Raw genomic sequence first — 16,996 nt, forward strand, 5'->3', positions numbered from 1 at the left:
GATAGCACGAATGAATATCGAAAATATAAGATCGCAGCTCGAAGAAAAGCAGGTCGCGATCTACTTTGCGGCAGTAGTGATCGCCGCCATTACCGCATTGCTGATACCTGGCACCACCGCGGCCGAGAGTGCGATTAATCCTGCGCTGGCATTCATGCTGTTTGTCACCTTCCTGCAAGTGCCGCTGGTCAAACTGGGCCAGGCCCTTAAACAATTGCGCTTTATGGCTGCACTGCTAATCGCCAACTTTATTGTTATTCCTCTACTGGTTTTCGCGCTGGTGGGATTCTTTCTTGAAGATACTATGCTGCGCCTGGGCGTGATGCTGGTCTTGCTGGCTCCGTGCATAGATTACGTCGTCACCTTCGCGCACCTCGGCCGTGCCGATGCCAGACTCTTGCTCGCAGCCACACCGATACTGCTCATCGCGCAGATGCTGATGCTGCCGCTCTACCTGCGCCTGATGCTGGGCGCAGAAGTCGCCAACTATATAGAAGTGGCTCCCTTCATCCATGCCTTTACCTGGCTGATCGCAGTACCGCTGTTCCTGGCCGCGATCATGCAATTGTTCGCCAAGCGCAGTGCGACCGGCACCAGCATCAGCAACTACCTCGGCCTGGCTCCGGTTCCGGCCACTGCACTGGTACTCATCATCGTCATCATCTCGGTGCTACCGCAACTGGGTACGGCACTGACATCGGTACAACAAGTGCTGCCGCTGTATGTCGCTTATGCGGTACTGGCTCCGCTTTGCGGCTGGTGGATCGCCCGCAAGGCCGGGCTGGAAGCAGCATCCTCCCGCGCGATAGCCTTTAGCTCGGCGACACGCAATTCACTGGTGATACTGCCGCTGGCACTGGCCATTCCCGGTGCGATACCAGTCCTGCCGGCCATCATCGTGGCGCAAACGCTAGTGGAATTAATCAGTGAACTCGTTTATGTCCGTGTCATCGCCAGATGGGGACAAAAATAAAACTGACGCTATAAAACCTGCTCAATTACCACTCCAATTTCCCGCTTCGGGGGCAAATCTGCCATGACCGTTTACAATGTCGTATCTGAGCGTAGAAATGAAAGCAGGAAATGCCGTTTGTCGTCACCGAAGCATGTATTCAATGTAAATACACCGATTGCGTGGTCGTTTGCCCGATGGACTGTTTTTTTGAAGGTCCCAACTTCCTGGCCATCAATCCGGATGAATGCATAGATTGCTCGGTGTGCGTACCGGAATGCCCGGTGAATGCCATCATAGGGGCGACTGAGGTGCCACCGGAACAGCTGCATTTCGTCGCCCTGAATCGTGAACTGTCGCAGCATCCTGAGTGGAAGCGCATCAGCAAGCAAAAGGAACCTATGCCCGAGCATGAGAAATGGGCACAGGTCAAAGACAAGTTGCCCTTGCTACTGATTGATGACAAGATCACATGAAATAACAGCCGTCCTGATAAACCAATTACCGCCTTGCTTCGCATCGCGGTCCACATGAGTAAAGAATACGAGCCAGGAATATGAGCCAGCCTTTCCCATCCAGCACTGATCCCGCCTTGACCGTCAACGCGCTGCGCGCCAGTTGCTCCACCTGCAGCATGCATCAGTTGTGCCTGCCGATGGGACTGGGTGAAAACGATATGGACAGGCTGGACAAGATCATCGGTCGCCGCCGCAAGGTGGCGCGTGATGATTATCTGTACCGGATGGGCGATGCCTTTACCAATCTGTATGCGGTACGCGTCGGGCATTTCAAAACCTGCCAGATCAATGCCGGCGGCGAACAACAAATTACCGGTTTCCAGATGACAGGTGAATTGCTCGGCATGGATGCGATCAGCACCGATCGCCACCACTGCAATGCAGTCGCACTCGAAGATAGCGAAGTCTGCGAAATTCCATTCCCGCGCCTGGAAGAATTGTTCAGCACCATGCCGACGCTGCTGCGTCATTTCCACCGCATGATGAGCCAGGAAATCACGCGTGAACAAAGCGTCATGCTCTTGCTGGGCAATATGCGCGCCGAGCAGCGCTTCGCTGCTTTCCTGGTCAACCTCGCCTCGCGTTACACCACACGTGGCTACTCATCGACCAACTTCCAGTTGCGCATGTCGCGTGAAGACATAGGCAACTACCTCGGCCTCACCATAGAAAGCATCAGCCGCCTGCTCTCCAAGTTCAAGAAACAGGGACTGCTGAAAGTCAACAACCGTGAAATCGAATTGCTCGACCTCACACTGTTGAAGGCGATGGCAGCCGGCACCGAAACCTGCAGCTAAACCGGCAGGTACGCGAACAGCTTCCCCCTGCTCAAAACTTCACCAGTAAATTGGCTTTGACTGAATGCTGCTTCGCATCCAGGCCAAGCTGGCCTTGATAGGCAAAGGTGAGCGTGCTCGATGACGACAAACGCAAGTCAAGACTGGTTTCGACCAGCGCGCTATTTTTGAAGATAGGCACGCCTGCCACCGTGAAAACATTACCCGCCGAAAACGCCTGCGTCGATAATGGTGCGCTATCGCCAAACGCATGACGCCAGCCCAACGCGCCGCGCACGGTCGCGCTTTTACCACCCAAGGCGAGCTGATTGGCAGCACGCAAACCAACGGTGGTGAAACTCGCACTGGTGTTCTGGCTCTCGGCATCCAATGCCGCCGCCCCCAAAGTCGCAAAGAAATATAAAGGTCGTGACCAGGATAGATACGCAGACTTTACATTCATGATTTTTTAAAAGACCAAAGGACTGCCCCGCACATTTATTGCTAAACGTACGGAACCGGACACCGACCAGGCGGCATCTCTTGTTTGCTAGGCTTGAATTAAAATATGCAGTTCTGGATCAACACTATCCAGTGTTGAAGACCGACCTAAGCAACTACTCATCGTTGTTCGTCAGGCGAACCAGTCGGCTAATGCATCCTGATTTCTGAATGATGCGGGGATATATACGGCAAGGGGTTGGTGCTAAGCATAGGGTAAAGCAAGAGCCTGGATGAAAGCCCATTGTGCGCAATCCCATACGGCAATGATTGCACTATCGTTCTAACTTGCACGATCATCCAATTATTTTTTCATGTGCATTGCGCACGGCTCGACGTATCTATTCCATACATTTATTGCGCAGAATATTGCTGCGACAGGGCCTCACGTCGATAGTGTCCGGGTGATACGCCGACATAACGCTTGAAGAAACGCGTCAGGTGTGACTGATCGGAATAACCACAGGCAAACGCAATGTCCAGCAACGTGAACTGAGGATCACACATCAGCTCCTTGGCTTTTTCTATGCGCAAAAATTGCAGATACTGATTCGGCGTCATGTTTGCCGTCATCGTGAAGCGTTCGAAGAAGCTGGTGCGTCCCATTCCTATCAGCGCCGCCAGTCCGGCGACCTGCATACGGCCATTCAAATGCGCTGCAAGATAAGCACACACCTTATCCATTTGCGCATTGGACAGGGGCACGCGCTTGTGCACTGGAACAGCAGTGGCACAGACGTACTGCGCAGAGACAGTCATCTTTTCCTGAGACTCAATTTGTTCACTGACAAAGAAATTCATATACAAACCTCACCATAATTTGCACACCCAAAATCGCGTGTTGAATGTGTTCCAGACTCCTTAGAACAATCATTCGTTTTTTGATATGGGAGTACTGTAATGGAGAGAAGGCCCGCAATTTCATCGCGCCCCGAGCTTCAAGAACAATCCTATCCGCATCGCTTTTATGCGATTACGCACGCAGACTCAGGTAAAAAAACAATTCTCCCCCGACCTCTTCGCAGCTATCAAGAGAGCCGATGCATCGGAAATTGCTGGTGGTGTTCGCAGAGTAGCGATACAGGAATGAATAGTAGAAAACGACCAGAAGCAAAAGGTCGTCGGCCGCCGTTACTTCATGAGCGGACAAAAGTCAGCTGCGCAAGACCGGCTTGCACGGGAAAGATCAATTAGCGCCGCCAGTTATGAGAGTTTTCTGTGACGGTCATAGCTATACATCGCCAGGCTACCGGTCGGCCGGCACATCAACATCCGTCAGCTCGCGCTGCCTGGATGCAGAGCAAGTATGGCGGCGCTATGGATCTCGGAACGCTGGGTAGAGTCTTTGTCTATCTCATAGTTTCTCATCGGCGTCGACGGCGAAGTTTTCCTGTGTCGGCCACAACCACACGCCGCCCAGGCGCCAATCGCGCTGCTTGTTCTCAACCAGTATCTGCCAGCGTCCGGCCTCCAGATCTGGCAAGCTGATTTCAAACCGTCCGACGGCATCGGTCTTCGCGTAGAGCACGATGTCTTTCTCCGGCAAGGTGGCGTGGATCAGGCGTAACTGGATTTCACCTGCTTGCTGGCGCGCATCGCTGGAAACATTACCGACCAGCTTCTGTTTGTCGGTGTCGTAGTAAACCTTGAAATGCATGCCCAGGTTGCTGGCGACACGGTCGCGACGCAGATCCTGGTTAATCGCCTTACCTTGCTTGTAGTAGTCGTCTACCACCAGCGCATCCTGTTGCTTGACCGCTATCCATATCGTGAAGATACCGGCGATGACGACTATGAACGGCCCCAGCATCAGTAGCCACGGCCAGCGATGCTTGTACCATGGCGCTTCTTCAGGCAGGCGGTTTAGAACTGGTGATGTCGTTGCCATGATGTTCTCCTTGTTATTGCTATCAGCGTGGTACAAAAAAGACCGCCTTTTCGGTGACGCGCAGGCTCTCATCATCCACGGCCTGCAGGCTGAAGCTAATGTCATTCGAGCCCGGCGCACCCTGCCCTGCTTCTGCCTGCACCCGGACCGGTACAGCGCGTGTTTCGGTACCGTCCAGCTGGACTTCGTCCGAGTTGACCAACTTCAATGTGTCTATGCCATCGACAGTGATTTTGTATAAATGGGCTGTTTCCGAGGTGTTCATGATTTGCAGCCGGTAGACGTTTTCTATCATGCCGTCCTCGACCTCGCGCCCCAATGCACCACGATCACGAATGACGTCCAGCTTCAATGGCGTACGCATGGTCAGCGCGGTGAAGAAGGCGATGACTATCATGCTCAGGATCGCGCCATAGATCAGCACGCGTGGCCGCAATGCGCGTCGCTTGATTTCCTTGACTGACAGATTGTTCGCCAGCGCGTTGTCGGTTGTATAGCGTATGAGCCCACGTGCATCTCCGGTTTTGTCCATCACCGAGTTACAGGCGTCGACGCAGGCGGCACAGCCTATGCATTCGTATTGCAAACCATCGCGGATGTCGATGCCGACCGGACACACTTGCACGCACATCGAGCAATCTATGCAGGAGCCGAACTGCTTGCCCTGCGCCTCGCTGTGTTTATTCGGCATGCCGCGCGGCTCGCCACGCTTGCGGTCGTAACTGATGATGAGCGAATCCTTGTCAAACATCGAGCTTTGGAAGCGCGCGTACGGGCACATGTATTTACAGACCTGTTCGCGCAACCAGCCGGCATTGCCGTAGGTGGCGAATGAGTAGAACAGTACCCAAAAGGTTTGCCACGGCCCCAGCGTCATCGCGGTAACTTGCAGCGCCAGTTCGCGTATCGGCGTGAAGTAGCCGACAAAGGTGAAGCCGGTCCAGAGTGCCACGCTGCCCCAGGCCAGATGCTTGGCGGTTTTTTTCGCGTATTTGCTGAGCGAGGCTGGCTGCTTGTCCAGGCGGATGCGCGCGCTACGCTTGCCTTCTATGACGCGCTCTATCCACAGGAATATTTCGGTGTAGACCGTTTGCGGACAGGTGAAGCCGCACCAGACCCGTCCTGCGATCGCCGTTGCAAGGAATAGCAAGTAGGCGCAGATGATGAGCAAAGCTGCCAGGTAGATGAAATCCTGCGGCCACAAGACGATGCCAAAGATGTAGAACTTGCGCGCCGCCAGGTCAAACAGCAAAGCCTGCCGACCGTTCCAGCTCAGCCACGGCAAACCGTAGAAAGCCAGCTGCGTCAGCCACACGCATAGCCAGCGTATGCTGGCGTAACGTCCCTTGATCTCGCGCGGGTAAATCTCTTCCCGCGCCGCATACATCTTGATGACGGAGATTTCAGGCTTGCTGTTGTCCATACTCATTGCTTAGCAGCTGCTTCTTTCTTTTCAGCGTTCGACAGGCTCCAGACATAAGCGGCCAGCACCTGTATTTTGGCGTCACCGAGGAAGTCTTCAAACGGCGGCATATTGTTGTCGCGCCCTTTGCGTATGGTTTCCATGATGGTGTTCACACCGCCGCCATACAGCCAGACCTTGTCGCTCAGGTTGGGTGCGCCCAGCGCCTGGTTACCCTTGCCGTCCGCACCATGGCAGGCAGCACAGGCAGCCATGAATTTAGGCTTGCCGAATACCACCTTGATCGGGTCCGCAGTACTGCCGGACAGACTGAGCACATAGTGCGCGACGTTTTCCACATCCTTGTCCGAACCGAGCGCGGCAGCCATCGGTGGCATTACGCCATGCCGTCCGTGCAGGATGGTGGTCTTGATGGTTTCCGGCTCGCCGCCATACAACCAGTCCCTGTCGGTCAGGTTCGGGAAGCCCTTGTTGCCGCGTGCGTCCGAACCGTGGCATTGCGCGCAGTAATTGAGAAACAAACGTTCACCGATGGCCTGTGCCTGCGGATCAGCCGCTACTTCCTTCAAGTCCTGCTGCTGATATTTGGCAAACAGCGGGCCGTATTCAGCATCGGCTTTCTTCAATTCGGTTTCGTACGCACCTGTCGACTTCCAGCCGAGCTTGCCTGCGTAGCTACCCAGTCCGGGGAACAGCACCAGATATGCCAGGCTGAAGGCGATGGTCAGGTAAAACAACCACATCCACCAGCGCGGCATCGGTGTATTCAGCTCGGTCAGATTTTCATCCCATACATGGCCGGTGGTTTCCGCTGCACGTCCGGTTTCCTTATCGATCTTGACCTTCACCTTCGATTGCGACCACAGCAGGATGCCGCAGCCAAAGATACCGAGCAGTGTCAGGACGCTGATGTAAAGGTCCCAGAACCCGTTGGTGAAATCAGCCATGCTTGTTCTCCTGCTGCTCCATATCTTCTTCATCGGCAAACGGTGCCCGCGCCGCGACGGCGAAGTCGGTGTCACGATGCAGGACGAAGGTCCAGGCCAGGATGCCGAGGAAGGTCAGGAAACTCACTACGGTAACGATGCTGCTGGCATCTATGCTGATATGGTCTAGTGTCATGATTAGCGTCTCGCTTTGATCAAAGTGCCCAATCCCTGCAGGTATGCGACCAGCGCGTCCTGCTCCGTCTTGCCTTCCAGCTCGGCTGGTGCGGCTTTGATTTCTTCATCCGTGTACGGCACGCCGAGACGTTGCAAGGCGCGCATGCGCGGCATGATTTCGTTCGGTACCAGTTTGGTTTTTGCCAGCCACGGATAACCCGGCATATTCGATTCCGGCACCAGGTCACGCGGCCTATCCAGATGCGCGCGATGCCATTCATCGTTGTAACGACCACCTACCCGCGCCAGGTCGGGACCGGTACGCTTCGAGCCCCACTGGAACGGATGGTCATAGACAAACTCACCGGCCACCGAGTAATGGCCATAGCGCTCGGTCTCGGCGCGGAACGGACGTATCATTTGCGAGTGACAGTTGTAGCAACCTTCGCGGGTGTACACATCGCGTCCGGCCAGGCGCAGCGGCGAATACGGTTTCAGTCCGGCCACTGGTTCGGTGGTCGATTTCTGGAAGAACAGCGGCACGATCTCTACCGCACCACCGACGCTGACCACCAGTGTCACCAGCGCGATCAGCAGCCACGGATTTTTTTCTATCCACTCATGGGAAAATTTCATACTTGCTCCTTGCAACTATTCGATATGCGATGTTCAGGCGTGAGCCGTGACGACCGGGATGCGGGCAGCTACTGCTTCGCCGTCACGCATGGTCATGAAGGTGTTGTAAGCCATCAGCAACATGCCACCCAGGTACAGCGCGCCACCGGTAAAGCGGATCACGTAGTACGGATAAGTCGCTTTCACGCTTTCCACAAAGGTGTAGGTCAAGGTGCCGTCCGGATTCACCGCACGCCACATCAGGCCCTGCATCACACCGGCGATCCACATCGAGGCGATGTACAGCACGATGCCGATGGTCGCGACCCAGAAGTGCAACTCGATCAGGTTGGTACTCCACATTTGCTTCTTGCCCGAAAGGCGTGGAATCAGGTAGTAGATCGAGCCCATGGTGATGAAGCCGACCCAGCCGAGCGCACCAGCGTGCACGTGGCCGATGGTCCAGTCGGTGTAATGCGACAAGGCATTCACGGTTTTGATCGACATCATCGGACCTTCGAAGGTAGCGATACCGTAGAAGGACAAAGAAACGATGAGGAATTTGAGGATAGGATCCGAGCGCAATTTATGCCATGCGCCAGACAGGGTCATCATGCCGTTGATCATGCCGCCCCACGACGGTGCCAGCAGGATCAGCGAGAACACCATACCGATGGACTGGGTCCAGTCCGGCAATGCGGTGTAGTGCAAGTGATGCGGACCTGCCCACATATAGGTGAAGATCAGCGCCCAGAAGTGGACGATGGACAGACGATACGAATACACCGGACGCTCTGCCTGCTTCGGAATGAAGTAGTACACCATGCCGAGATAACCGGCGGTGAGGATGAAGCCCACCGCGTTATGGCCGTACCACCACTGGATCATTGCATCCTGTACCCCGGCATAGGCCGAGTAAGACTTGCCCAATGACGCAGGACTCACCGCACCGTTGACGATGTGTAGCAAGGCGACCGCGATGATGTATGCGCCGAAGAACCAGTTGGCGACGTAGATATGCTGCACCTTGCGCTTGATCAGGGTGCCGAAGAACACCACTGCATACGCCACCCAGACGATGGTGATCAGGATGGCGATAGGCCATTCCAGCTCAGCGTATTCCTTGCCGCGGGTCCAGCCCATAGGCAGCGTAATCACCGCGAGCACCAGCACCAGTTGCCAGCCCCAGAATGTGAAAGCCGCCAGCTTGTCCGAAAACAGTCGTACCTGGCAGGTACGCTGCACCACGTAATACGAAGTGGCAAACAGGCCACAGATACCGAAAGCGAAGATTACGCCATTCGTATGCAAAGGACGTAATCGTCCATAACTCAACCACGCAATATCGAAATTCAGCGCTGGCCATGCCAGTTGCGCCGCGATGAAGACGCCGACCAGCATGCCGATCACGCCCCACACAACTGTCGCGATCGCGAACTGCTTGACGACCTTGTAGTTGTAATTAAGTGCTGTATCCACTGACCACTCCCCTTAGAGCTCACTATGATGATCAGAGAGTAAGTGCGAGTGCGTGTTGGCGTTTTGATTTGCATCAAACGGAAGTGAAACAGCAGGCGTGGCGCGGCTTTTATCCGACATGCGCTTGTATCAGCAATGCTGATAGCAAGTGTCGTTTAATCAAAGCAAATATGATTATGGAATCAGCCTGCAGTGCTGTCGTCGTCCTGCAGTATGCGTTCGGCCGGTCCCTGCAGATCTTCAAACTGCCCGCCATCGGACGCCTTGAAGAAAAGCCAGATCGCGAAGAAAACCAGGCCAGTACTGAGCGGTATCAAAAGATAAAGCGCTTCCATCTGCCCTCCTACACGCGCAGCGGACGCGCCAGGCGTGCCGGTTCAGGTTTGAATCTGAGTCGTGATACGCGACGCAGGCGCAAGGCATTCAGTACCACCAGCGCCGAACTCAGCGACATGCCTACGCCGGACATCCACGGATTGATCCAGCCTATCGCAGCAGCCGGGATCGCAATCAGGTTATAGGCCGTGGCCCAGCCCAGATTCTGCCGGATCACGCGCATGGTACGCGCTGCCAGCTCGGCGGTATCAGCTATAGCCGACAACCTTGGCGACAGCAGGACGGTATCCGCATGTGTTTGCGCCAGCTCGGCGCCGCTGCCCATCGCGAATGACACATCGGCCGCACGCAGCACGGCTGCATCATTGATGCCGTCGCCTACCATCGCCACCATAGCGCCCTGCTGTTGCAACTGCTGAACGTAGGCCAGCTTTTGCTCCGGCAGGCAGCCGCCATGCGCTACACGTATGCCTAACCGGTCCGCCACATACTGCGCGACCGCTTGCTGATCGCCGCTCAGCAGGATGACTTGCTTGCCCAGTTTCTGGAAGTGCTGTACCACTTGCTGTGCATCGCTGCGGATAGCATCGGCCAGATCGAAACGTGCCAGCCAGGTGCCGCTGCAACCCAGGTACACAGGCGTCATTCCGGCTGGCACCTGGTCTTGTATGGATGAGCCGGTCAGTTCTGCGACATAGGCCGCATTGCCGAGACGATACGGGATGCCATCAACCAGTCCTTCCAAGCCCTGCCCTGCTTGCGTGACAACTTCATCTGCGATCACTTCCGGCAGCAAGGTAAGGTCAGCCGCCGCAACGATGGCCTGCGCCAGTGGATGTGCGCTATTCGCCTCCAGGGCAGCTGCAAATTGCAGGCAGGCGGCACTTTCCATTTCATCGAAAGTAAGCACTTTTTGCAAAGCTGGCTTACCGACTGTCAGCGTGCCGGTTTTATCGAACACGATATGTGTAGTGCGATGCAGGACTTCGAGTACATGCGGCTGCACGAGGAGTACGCCTTGCCGCACCAGCCGGTCGGTCGCCGCCGCCAGCGCGGTCGGTGTTGCCAGCGACAAGGCGCAAGGACATGACACCACCAGCACCGCAATCGCGATCGGCCATGCGCGTGCCGGATCATGCCATTGCCAGAATGCGAATACTGCGATGGCAAACAATAGCAGGGCCGCCACGAACCAGCTCGCCACACTATCTGCCCATAGTGCAATACGTGGCTTGCCATTGCCTGCGCGCTCTATGAGTTTGAGCAAGGAAGCCAGTGTACTGTCAGCTGCCAGCTTGCTGACACGCAGCACGATCACTTGCGCAATATTGATCGCACCGCCTGGCACCTGATCGCCCTGACCTTTGCGCATCGCAGCGCTCTCACCTGTCAGCAAGGACATATCCAACGAACTTTCACCAGCCACGATTTCACCATCGGCCGGTATCGCCTCACCCGGCTTGACCAGGATATAATCGCCTTCGCGCAACTGTGCCGCGGCCACCACATCCACCTGGTGGTTGCCGGGATAAGCAGGCATGCGCGCTGCCGATGCGGGTAAGGCATGCTGCAGTTTTTCCACTGCACCTGCTGCCTTGCGTCGTGCCACCAGTTCCAGATAGCGGCTGCATAGCAGGAGGAAGATGAACATGGTCACCGAATCGAAATACACTTCACCGCTGCCACGCCACACCGCCAACACACTGGCACCGAAGGCGGCGGCTATGCCGAGTGCAACCGGCACATCCATGCCCAGCGTGCGCTGACGCAGATAGCCATATGCACCACGAAAGAATGGCAAGGCTGAATAGCAGACCGCAGGTATCGTCAGCAGCAAGCTGGCCCAGCGCATCAAACCCGCCATATCCGCATCCAGCGTGCCGTCGTCGGCGATGTAAGCCGGTACCGCATACATCATGACTTGCATCATCGACAAACCGGCGACAAATAATTGGCGGAACAGGGTTTTACCGGCACGACGCAATTGAGCTTCATGCCGCTCGGCATCGTAGGGATAGGCGGCGTAACCGATATCGCGCACAGCCTGCAGCACTGTGCTGGGCTTGCAGCTGCTTTTACTCCAGCGCACATACAGACGTTCAGTCGCCACGTTCAGATTGACGGCCAGCACACCGGGTACACGTGCCAGTCGTCGCTCTATCAGCCAGACGCAGGCAGCACAGCGTATGCCTTCCACCGTGAGCGTTGCTTCGGCACTTTCCGCATCCAGATCGAATTGCTGCTGCGCATCCGGCAAGTCATAGAGCAGCAATTCAGGCGGTAACAATGTTTGCCTGTCTACTGTAGAAGCGAAGGCCGAACGCGTGCGGTAGTAATCTTCCAGTCCCATGTCGACGATGGCTTGCGCCGCCGCCTCACAGCCAGGACAACACATCGCGCGTGCGACCCCGCCTATCTGTACCTTCCACGCACCCGCCGCCGGTAACGGCAAGCCACAGTGGTAGCAGTCGTGAACTTGAGCAAGCATGTCCATCAATGCCCTCCGATCTGTGGCGTCAGGCACAGGATATCCAGCCAGCCATTGGCGACCATGCCACTAGCGCGCAGCAAACCCAGCACGCCGAAAGCCAGCACGATCAGTCCGCAAGCGATGCGCACACTGCGCTGCTGCGCCAGTACACACAAGCGACTGCCCAGCATGCCGAGGCCAAGCAGCGCAGGCAAAGTACCAAGGCCAAAAGCCAGCATCACGCTGGCACCCGATAAAGCTGAACCGGAAAACATTGCCGTCAGCAACACGCTATACACCATGCCGCACGGCAGCCAGCCCCAGATGCCACCAAGGGCAAATGCTTTGCCCATGCTATCCATCGGCAATAAGGGTTGTATCAACGGACGCAAACGCGACCACAGTATCTGCCCCCATGCTTCCAGCCGTGTCAGACCATGCCACGCATCCATCAGATACAAACCCAGCGCCACCAGCATCAGGTTCGCCAGCCAGTAGCCGGCCACCTGTATCGCTGAAATATTGGTCAGGCTGTGTACGCCACCGGCCAGCCCGCCGACGATAGCACCGGCGACGGCATAGCTGCCTATGCGCCCGGCGTTATAAGCAAGTACGTGTGTCGCAGCTGTTAATGCCTGATAACGCACGGTAGGGATAGTGACGACCACAGCCGGAAATGGACGAGTGGGTCGCGGCTTCGCGGGCCCTGTCGCAGCCGAGAACGCACTCACGATGCCACCGCACATGCCTATGCAATGCAGGCTGCCGAGCAGGCCTAACATGAAGATGGGTATGAGTGCCACAGCTGTCATTGATCGGTCTTTAAATCGTTTTCGAGTAACGCAATGGTTGCGTCGCGCCATCGTCAGCTTTTGCGGCCTGCGCAGAAGCCAGGTAGCGATCAAACACCATGCAGATATTGCGTATCAGGAGCCGACCTTTCGGCGTGACCGTGATCCACTCTTCGTCTATGGTGAGCAAGCCACTCTGCTCCAGCTCACGCAGCTTCAGCAACTCCGTCGCGAAGTAGCTGTTGAAGGTGATCGGGTACGCCAGCTCTATCGATGCAATCGACAGTTCGAAATTACACATCAGCATCTGGATGATGATGCGTCTGAGCAAATCATCCATATTCAGCTTGATGCCGCGTGCGATCGGCAGCTCGTTTTGCTCTATGTGTTCGTAATATTCATCCAGCGTTTTGACATTCTGGCTGTAGGTCGCACCAATCGCACTGATGGCGGAGACGCCGCAGGAAACCAGATCCGCACCGACATGCGTCGAGTAACCCTGGAAGTTGCGATGCAACCTGCCCTGACGCTGCGCGATTGCGAGATCGTCAGTCGGTTTGGCAAAGTGATCCATGCCTATATAGATGTAGCCCGCATCATTCAGGCGCTTGATACACAGCGCCAGCATGTCCAGCTTGGTTTCGGCGGATGGCAGGTCGGCTTCCGCGATCCGTCGTTGCGGCTTGAACAGATGCGGCATATGCGCATAGTTGTAGATGGCGATACGATCCGGATCGGCTGCAATCACCTTCTCCAGCGTCTGCTCCATCGTCTGCAGGTTTTGTTTCGGCAGGCCGTAGATCAGGTCTACGCTGACCGAGCGGAAACCGGCAGCGCGCGCAGCATCGATAATCGCGACGGTTTCACTTTCCGGCTGGATGCGGTTCACCGCCTTCTGCACTTCAGCGTCGAAGTCCTGCACGCCTAGGCTAATGCGATTGAAACCCTGGCGCCGCAGGCTGTGCACGCGCTCTGGCGTGACAGTACGCGGATCGACCTCTATCGAGTATTCGCCCTCAGCATCCGGCGCAAAGTTGAACCAGCGACGCAGGTGTTGCATCAGCTCGCCCATCTGCGCATCGCTGAGGTAGGTCGGTGTACCGCCACCGAAATGCAGTTGCTCGACCTGGTTGGCACCTGCCAGCAGCTTGCCTTGCATTTCAATTTCGCGTTTCAGGTAGATCAGGTAGTTGGCGGCCTTGCTCCTGTCCTTGGTGACTATCTTGTTGCAACCACAGTAGTAGCAAATCGATTCACAAAACGGGATATGGATGTAGAGCGACAACGGATGCATATTGCCGCGCGCGGTGGCACCGGTCACCGCCTGCAGGTAATCGCGGTAACCGAACTCGGCATTGAACCTGTCTGCGGTCGGATACGAGGTATAGCGCGGCCCGAGCTGGCTCAGTTTCCTGATCAGCGCAGTATCGAATTCCACCGTTTGCGTTACGGGTAGCAGTGCTGCCGATCCTACCGTTCCTTCCATACCTCACTCCTGTTGCCGGGCGCGTCCGACATGGATGCATCCAGATGAGTTCAGAGTGTAAGCAGGGTCAGACGTAGTCGCTTTGACATATATCAAAAACGATAGAGAGGCATGCGCGGTAGTCAGGCGTGTACTGAAAACCACGCGCAAAGACCGAGATCATTATTGAATACACAAGTTAAGTTTAGCTTTGCACAACTCTGCACCCGTATTAACAAACGTTTACTCGTGAGTGCCAAAACGCTTTGCTAAGGTGAAAGCAGGCCAGTAACAGCCGTAAACATATCGACCACGGAAAGAATGATATGAAACCCAATCACCGCCCTCTCTCCATCAAGCCCATCGCCGTCAACAACGACGACGGCACTTTGCGTGTGATTCATCCGCTGCTGGCAAGTCGTGCGCGTCGCATGACGCATTGGCTGGCAACGCAATTGGGCGTCGAGCGGCCGCATGATGCAGGCTTGTGGTTGCTGCGTGTTTTCATCCGTCCAAAGAAAGCGGTCAACCTGACGCTGCAACAAGTCCCCGATCCACTCCATCTACTCGCCGCCCGCCTGGATGTGAAGAACCAGCGTTCGTTACGTGAATGGCTGCTGCGCACCTTCGTCCTTGCATCCAAACCGGCAGCAGCGCAAGAACTGCGTTTGTCGACAGATGCCGACAACGCCGCACCAGCACCGCAAAAGACCGAAAACCAGCAGCGCTACGCTGCCTGAACTACTCCCGCCAGCTTCCCTCCCGTCCAACGCGGCTTCTATATAGAAGCCGCGTTGCGCATGCAAATATCAATTTGCAAATACTTCCACCAGCAGCGCAACTAAGGGTATGCTAACGAAAGTTGATAAAAAATATACTCTTTAAGCGGAGCCTTGCATCACCCGCGGCTTCAGCAGTAGTTAGACTGATTTTGGCAGCACCTGGATTTCGCGCCTTTAGCTAAGCACAATTCAACCTATCCAAGTCAGGGCCCTGAGATGCAATACTGGAGCTTGTACTTTTTTGCCAAGTTCGCCTTGTATTTCAACCACGCGATTAAATTCAACTGGTTCCTGAATCTCCTGCTCGCGATTTTTGTCACCTTCAGCTTCCGTCATCCGCGCTGGCGCATCGCCCAGCAAAGCATCGCCGTCATCGCTGCCGTCGCCCTGCTGTATTACGAATCCAGCCTGCCCCCACCAGCACGCCTGCTGGCAGAGCTTGCGCGCATGAGCAGCTACAGTTTTGACTACCTGCTGGAATTGCTGGCCCGCTTTATCAATCTTTGGTATGTCCTCATCTTTGCAGCGATGGTGGCCCTGTATGCGTTGCTGGCCAACCGTTTGCGCTTCAGCAGCTTCGTCTTTGTCGGCATCCTGTGCATTCCTGTACTAGCGCACTTCGGCTTGCCCAACCCGAATATCGAGGTCGTGGCCGGTAGCGCTGAAAAAGGCAGCGAGCGCGACCCGACTGTCATGTTGCAGAACTTCTATACTGCAGAAAAAAGCCGCCAACTCAGCCTGCCGTCCATCGCCCACGCCAAACACCCGTTCGATATCGTGATCCTGCAGCCGGGCGAACTGAGCTGGGATGACCTGGCATTTGTCGATGCACCGTATCCCAAATTCCTGAATCGCTTCGATGCGGTAATGCTCAATTTCAACTCCGTGACCAGCCATAGCACGCCAGCGGCCAAGCGCCTGATGCGCGGTAGCTGTGGCCAAACCAGCGATAGCGTGCTGGCTGAAGCGGCAGCCCCCGGATGCGCGCTCTTCCCCGGCTTGAAACAGGCTGGTTACGACACCGCCGCAGTGATGAATCACAACGGCCGTTACAACGATTTCGGCACTACCCTCAGCGCCTATGCCGGTACCCGCGCGCTTGAAGGCAAGTGGGGCGCAGTCACCATGCACGGCTTCGATGGCACCCCGGTCTATGACGATTTTTCGGTGCTATCCAAATGGTGGAGCAAGCACCATGCGCATCCTGGCACCAAGCCGGTTGCGCTGTACTACAACAGCATCACCCTGCACGACGGCACCACTATAGACCACGCCCGTCCTGTCAACAGCGTACAAAGTTACAAGCCGCGGCTGGATAAGCTGCTGCAGGACTTTGAACACTTTATCGAACAAGTCGAACATAGCGGCCGCCCTACCGTCGTCATCTTAATCCCGGCGCACGGTGTAGCGATGCGTGGCGATACGCTGCAGGCGGCCGGAGTACGTGAGATACCCAGCCCCAGGCTGACGCTGGTACCAGTCGCCATCAAACTGGTCGGGCTGCAACGCGACAAGGAAGCAGGGCCGCCGCTGGAAGTGAAGCACCCTATCAGCTACTTCGGCTTATTCAGCTTGCTGGCCGACCTGATGGCGGATAATCCGTACCAACAAACCGGCAAATCATGGGCTGAACGCCTGGCGCTGCTACCGGAAACCAGCTTCGTCAGCGAGAATGAAAACATCGTCATCATGCGCCGCAACGATGGCTACGTGATGCGCTCGGCAGAAGACCTCTGGATTAAATACGACAGCAACTGAGCTTCGAAGATGTCGCGTCAGCACACAAAATATTTCTGCATTTTTCAACGCGACGGGAGTTTCTGATATGTCAGATTATGGTATTAATGAAGGGCTTGGATTTTCATAAGCAAGTAATGATGGCAACGTCATTAAAGGT

At 55.7% G+C, this 16,996-nt stretch carries 17 protein-coding genes; 5 read left to right on the forward strand and 12 right to left on the reverse strand.

The genetic code is table 11. The features are described 5' to 3' along the window. Window positions 1-10 precede the first annotated feature (10 nt). The 3 genes from IXC47_RS14170 (at window position 11) to fnr (ending at window position 2,267) form a co-directional block, all read left to right on the forward strand. Entirely contained in the window at window positions 11-973 is a 963-nt protein-coding gene (locus IXC47_RS14170; protein WP_230089567.1) for an arsenic resistance protein, read from the forward strand. Window positions 974-1,083: 110 nt separating this feature from the next. Further along, window positions 1,084-1,428 (forward strand): ferredoxin FdxA, encoded by a 345-nt coding sequence (fdxA, locus tag IXC47_RS14175; protein WP_195876035.1) that lies wholly within the window; start codon window positions 1,084-1,086, stop codon window positions 1,426-1,428. Between the two features lie 80 nt (window positions 1,429-1,508). Then, window positions 1,509-2,267: a fumarate/nitrate reduction transcriptional regulator Fnr gene (gene fnr, locus IXC47_RS14180; RefSeq protein ID WP_195876036.1), complete on the forward strand. Its 759-nt coding sequence runs from the start codon at window positions 1,509-1,511 to the stop codon at window positions 2,265-2,267. Between the two features lie 31 nt (window positions 2,268-2,298). Here the strand turns inward: fnr and IXC47_RS14185 are convergent, their stop codons facing one another. The 12 genes from IXC47_RS14185 to hemN form a co-directional block, all read right to left on the reverse strand. Then, a complete protein-coding gene (locus IXC47_RS14185; protein WP_195876037.1) occupies window positions 2,299-2,709 on the reverse strand; it encodes an autotransporter domain-containing protein in 411 nt (136 codons plus the stop codon). Between the two features lie 392 nt (window positions 2,710-3,101). Next, on the reverse strand, window positions 3,102-3,506 hold the full coding sequence (locus IXC47_RS14190; RefSeq protein WP_230089568.1) for a helix-turn-helix domain-containing protein: 405 nt from the start codon (window positions 3,504-3,506) through the stop codon (window positions 3,102-3,104). A gap of 595 nt (window positions 3,507-4,101) precedes the next feature. Beyond that, window positions 4,102-4,635 carry a FixH family protein gene (locus IXC47_RS14195; RefSeq protein ID WP_195876038.1) on the reverse strand — a complete coding sequence of 178 codons (534 nt, stop codon included), beginning with the start codon at window positions 4,633-4,635 and terminating at the stop codon, window positions 4,102-4,104. Window positions 4,636-4,657: 22 nt separating this feature from the next. Beyond that, entirely contained in the window at window positions 4,658-6,058 is a 1,401-nt protein-coding gene (ccoG, locus tag IXC47_RS14200; RefSeq protein WP_175625995.1) for a cytochrome c oxidase accessory protein CcoG, read from the reverse strand. A 2-nt stretch (window positions 6,059-6,060) separates the two neighbouring features. Next, complete coding sequence (ccoP, locus tag IXC47_RS14205) at window positions 6,061-7,005, reverse strand: cytochrome-c oxidase, cbb3-type subunit III (protein WP_195876039.1); 945 nt, start codon at window positions 7,003-7,005, stop codon at window positions 6,061-6,063. After that, window positions 6,998-7,180 (reverse strand): cbb3-type cytochrome oxidase subunit 3, encoded by a 183-nt coding sequence (locus IXC47_RS14210; protein WP_175625997.1) that lies wholly within the window; start codon window positions 7,178-7,180, stop codon window positions 6,998-7,000. Before IXC47_RS14210 ends, ccoP begins: the two co-directional genes overlap by 8 nt. Before the next feature lie 2 nt (window positions 7,181-7,182). Beyond that, a complete protein-coding gene (gene ccoO / locus IXC47_RS14215; RefSeq protein WP_175625998.1) occupies window positions 7,183-7,797 on the reverse strand; it encodes a cytochrome-c oxidase, cbb3-type subunit II in 615 nt (204 codons plus the stop codon). 33 nt (window positions 7,798-7,830) lie between these two features. Continuing rightward, window positions 7,831-9,255 carry a cytochrome-c oxidase, cbb3-type subunit I gene (ccoN, locus tag IXC47_RS14220; RefSeq protein WP_175625999.1) on the reverse strand — a complete coding sequence of 475 codons (1,425 nt, stop codon included), beginning with the start codon at window positions 9,253-9,255 and terminating at the stop codon, window positions 7,831-7,833. A gap of 182 nt (window positions 9,256-9,437) precedes the next feature. Continuing rightward, window positions 9,438-9,590, reverse strand: a complete 153-nt coding sequence (gene ccoS / locus IXC47_RS14225; RefSeq protein ID WP_124574024.1) for a cbb3-type cytochrome oxidase assembly protein CcoS — start codon at window positions 9,588-9,590, stop codon at window positions 9,438-9,440. 8 nt (window positions 9,591-9,598) lie between these two features. After that, a complete protein-coding gene (locus IXC47_RS14230; RefSeq protein ID WP_195876040.1) occupies window positions 9,599-12,085 on the reverse strand; it encodes a heavy metal translocating P-type ATPase in 2,487 nt (828 codons plus the stop codon). Further along, a complete protein-coding gene (locus tag IXC47_RS14235) occupies window positions 12,085-12,873 on the reverse strand; it encodes a sulfite exporter TauE/SafE family protein (protein ID WP_195876041.1) in 789 nt (262 codons plus the stop codon). The genes IXC47_RS14230 and IXC47_RS14235 overlap by 1 nt, the downstream gene beginning before the upstream one ends. A 10-nt stretch (window positions 12,874-12,883) precedes the next feature. Next, window positions 12,884-14,338: an oxygen-independent coproporphyrinogen III oxidase gene (hemN, locus tag IXC47_RS14240; protein WP_195876042.1), complete on the reverse strand. Its 1,455-nt coding sequence runs from the start codon at window positions 14,336-14,338 to the stop codon at window positions 12,884-12,886. Window positions 14,339-14,643: 305 nt separating this feature from the next. On the opposite strand from hemN, the gene IXC47_RS14245 reads away from it, so the two are divergent. Both IXC47_RS14245 and bcsG read left to right on the forward strand, forming a co-directional pair. Next, complete coding sequence (locus tag IXC47_RS14245; RefSeq protein WP_195876043.1) at window positions 14,644-15,057, forward strand: hypothetical protein; 414 nt, start codon at window positions 14,644-14,646, stop codon at window positions 15,055-15,057. Between the two features lie 258 nt (window positions 15,058-15,315). Next, window positions 15,316-16,857, forward strand: coding sequence for a cellulose biosynthesis protein BcsG (gene bcsG, locus IXC47_RS14250; RefSeq protein ID WP_175626004.1), 1,542 nt, complete (start codon window positions 15,316-15,318; stop codon window positions 16,855-16,857). Window positions 16,858-16,996 lie beyond the last annotated feature (139 nt).

This window comes from Herminiimonas contaminans (genome assembly GCF_015645465.1).
Classification (GTDB): Bacteria; Pseudomonadota; Gammaproteobacteria; order Burkholderiales; family Burkholderiaceae_D; genus Oxalicibacterium; species Oxalicibacterium contaminans.

Bases quoted from the DNA above. Each gene is read 5' to 3' on its own strand.
- IXC47_RS14170 (WP_230089567.1), top strand. From the start codon at position 11: ATGAATATCGAAAATATAAGATCGCAGCTCGAAGAAAAGCAGGTCGCG.
- fdxA (WP_195876035.1), top strand. From the start codon at position 1,084: ATGCCGTTTGTCGTCACCGAAGCATGTATTCAATGTAAATACACCGAT.
- fnr (WP_195876036.1), top strand. From the start codon at position 1,509: ATGAGCCAGCCTTTCCCATCCAGCACTGATCCCGCCTTGACCGTCAAC.
- IXC47_RS14185 (WP_195876037.1), bottom strand. From the start codon at position 2,709: ATGAATGTAAAGTCTGCGTATCTATCCTGGTCACGACCTTTATATTTC.
- IXC47_RS14190 (WP_230089568.1), bottom strand. From the start codon at position 3,506: ATGACTGTCTCTGCGCAGTACGTCTGTGCCACTGCTGTTCCAGTGCAC.
- IXC47_RS14195 (WP_195876038.1), bottom strand. From the start codon at position 4,635: ATGGCAACGACATCACCAGTTCTAAACCGCCTGCCTGAAGAAGCGCCA.
- ccoG (WP_175625995.1), bottom strand. From the start codon at position 6,058: ATGGACAACAGCAAGCCTGAAATCTCCGTCATCAAGATGTATGCGGCG.
- ccoP (WP_195876039.1), bottom strand. From the start codon at position 7,005: ATGGCTGATTTCACCAACGGGTTCTGGGACCTTTACATCAGCGTCCTG.
- IXC47_RS14210 (WP_175625997.1), bottom strand. From the start codon at position 7,180: ATGACACTAGACCATATCAGCATAGATGCCAGCAGCATCGTTACCGTA.
- ccoO (WP_175625998.1), bottom strand. From the start codon at position 7,797: ATGAAATTTTCCCATGAGTGGATAGAAAAAAATCCGTGGCTGCTGATC.
- ccoS (WP_124574024.1), bottom strand. From the start codon at position 9,590: ATGGAAGCGCTTTATCTTTTGATACCGCTCAGTACTGGCCTGGTTTTC.
- IXC47_RS14230 (WP_195876040.1), bottom strand. From the start codon at position 12,085: ATGGACATGCTTGCTCAAGTTCACGACTGCTACCACTGTGGCTTGCCG.
- IXC47_RS14235 (WP_195876041.1), bottom strand. From the start codon at position 12,873: ATGACAGCTGTGGCACTCATACCCATCTTCATGTTAGGCCTGCTCGGC.
- hemN (WP_195876042.1), bottom strand. From the start codon at position 14,338: ATGGAAGGAACGGTAGGATCGGCAGCACTGCTACCCGTAACGCAAACG.
- IXC47_RS14245 (WP_195876043.1), top strand. From the start codon at position 14,644: ATGAAACCCAATCACCGCCCTCTCTCCATCAAGCCCATCGCCGTCAAC.
- bcsG (WP_175626004.1), top strand. From the start codon at position 15,316: ATGCAATACTGGAGCTTGTACTTTTTTGCCAAGTTCGCCTTGTATTTC.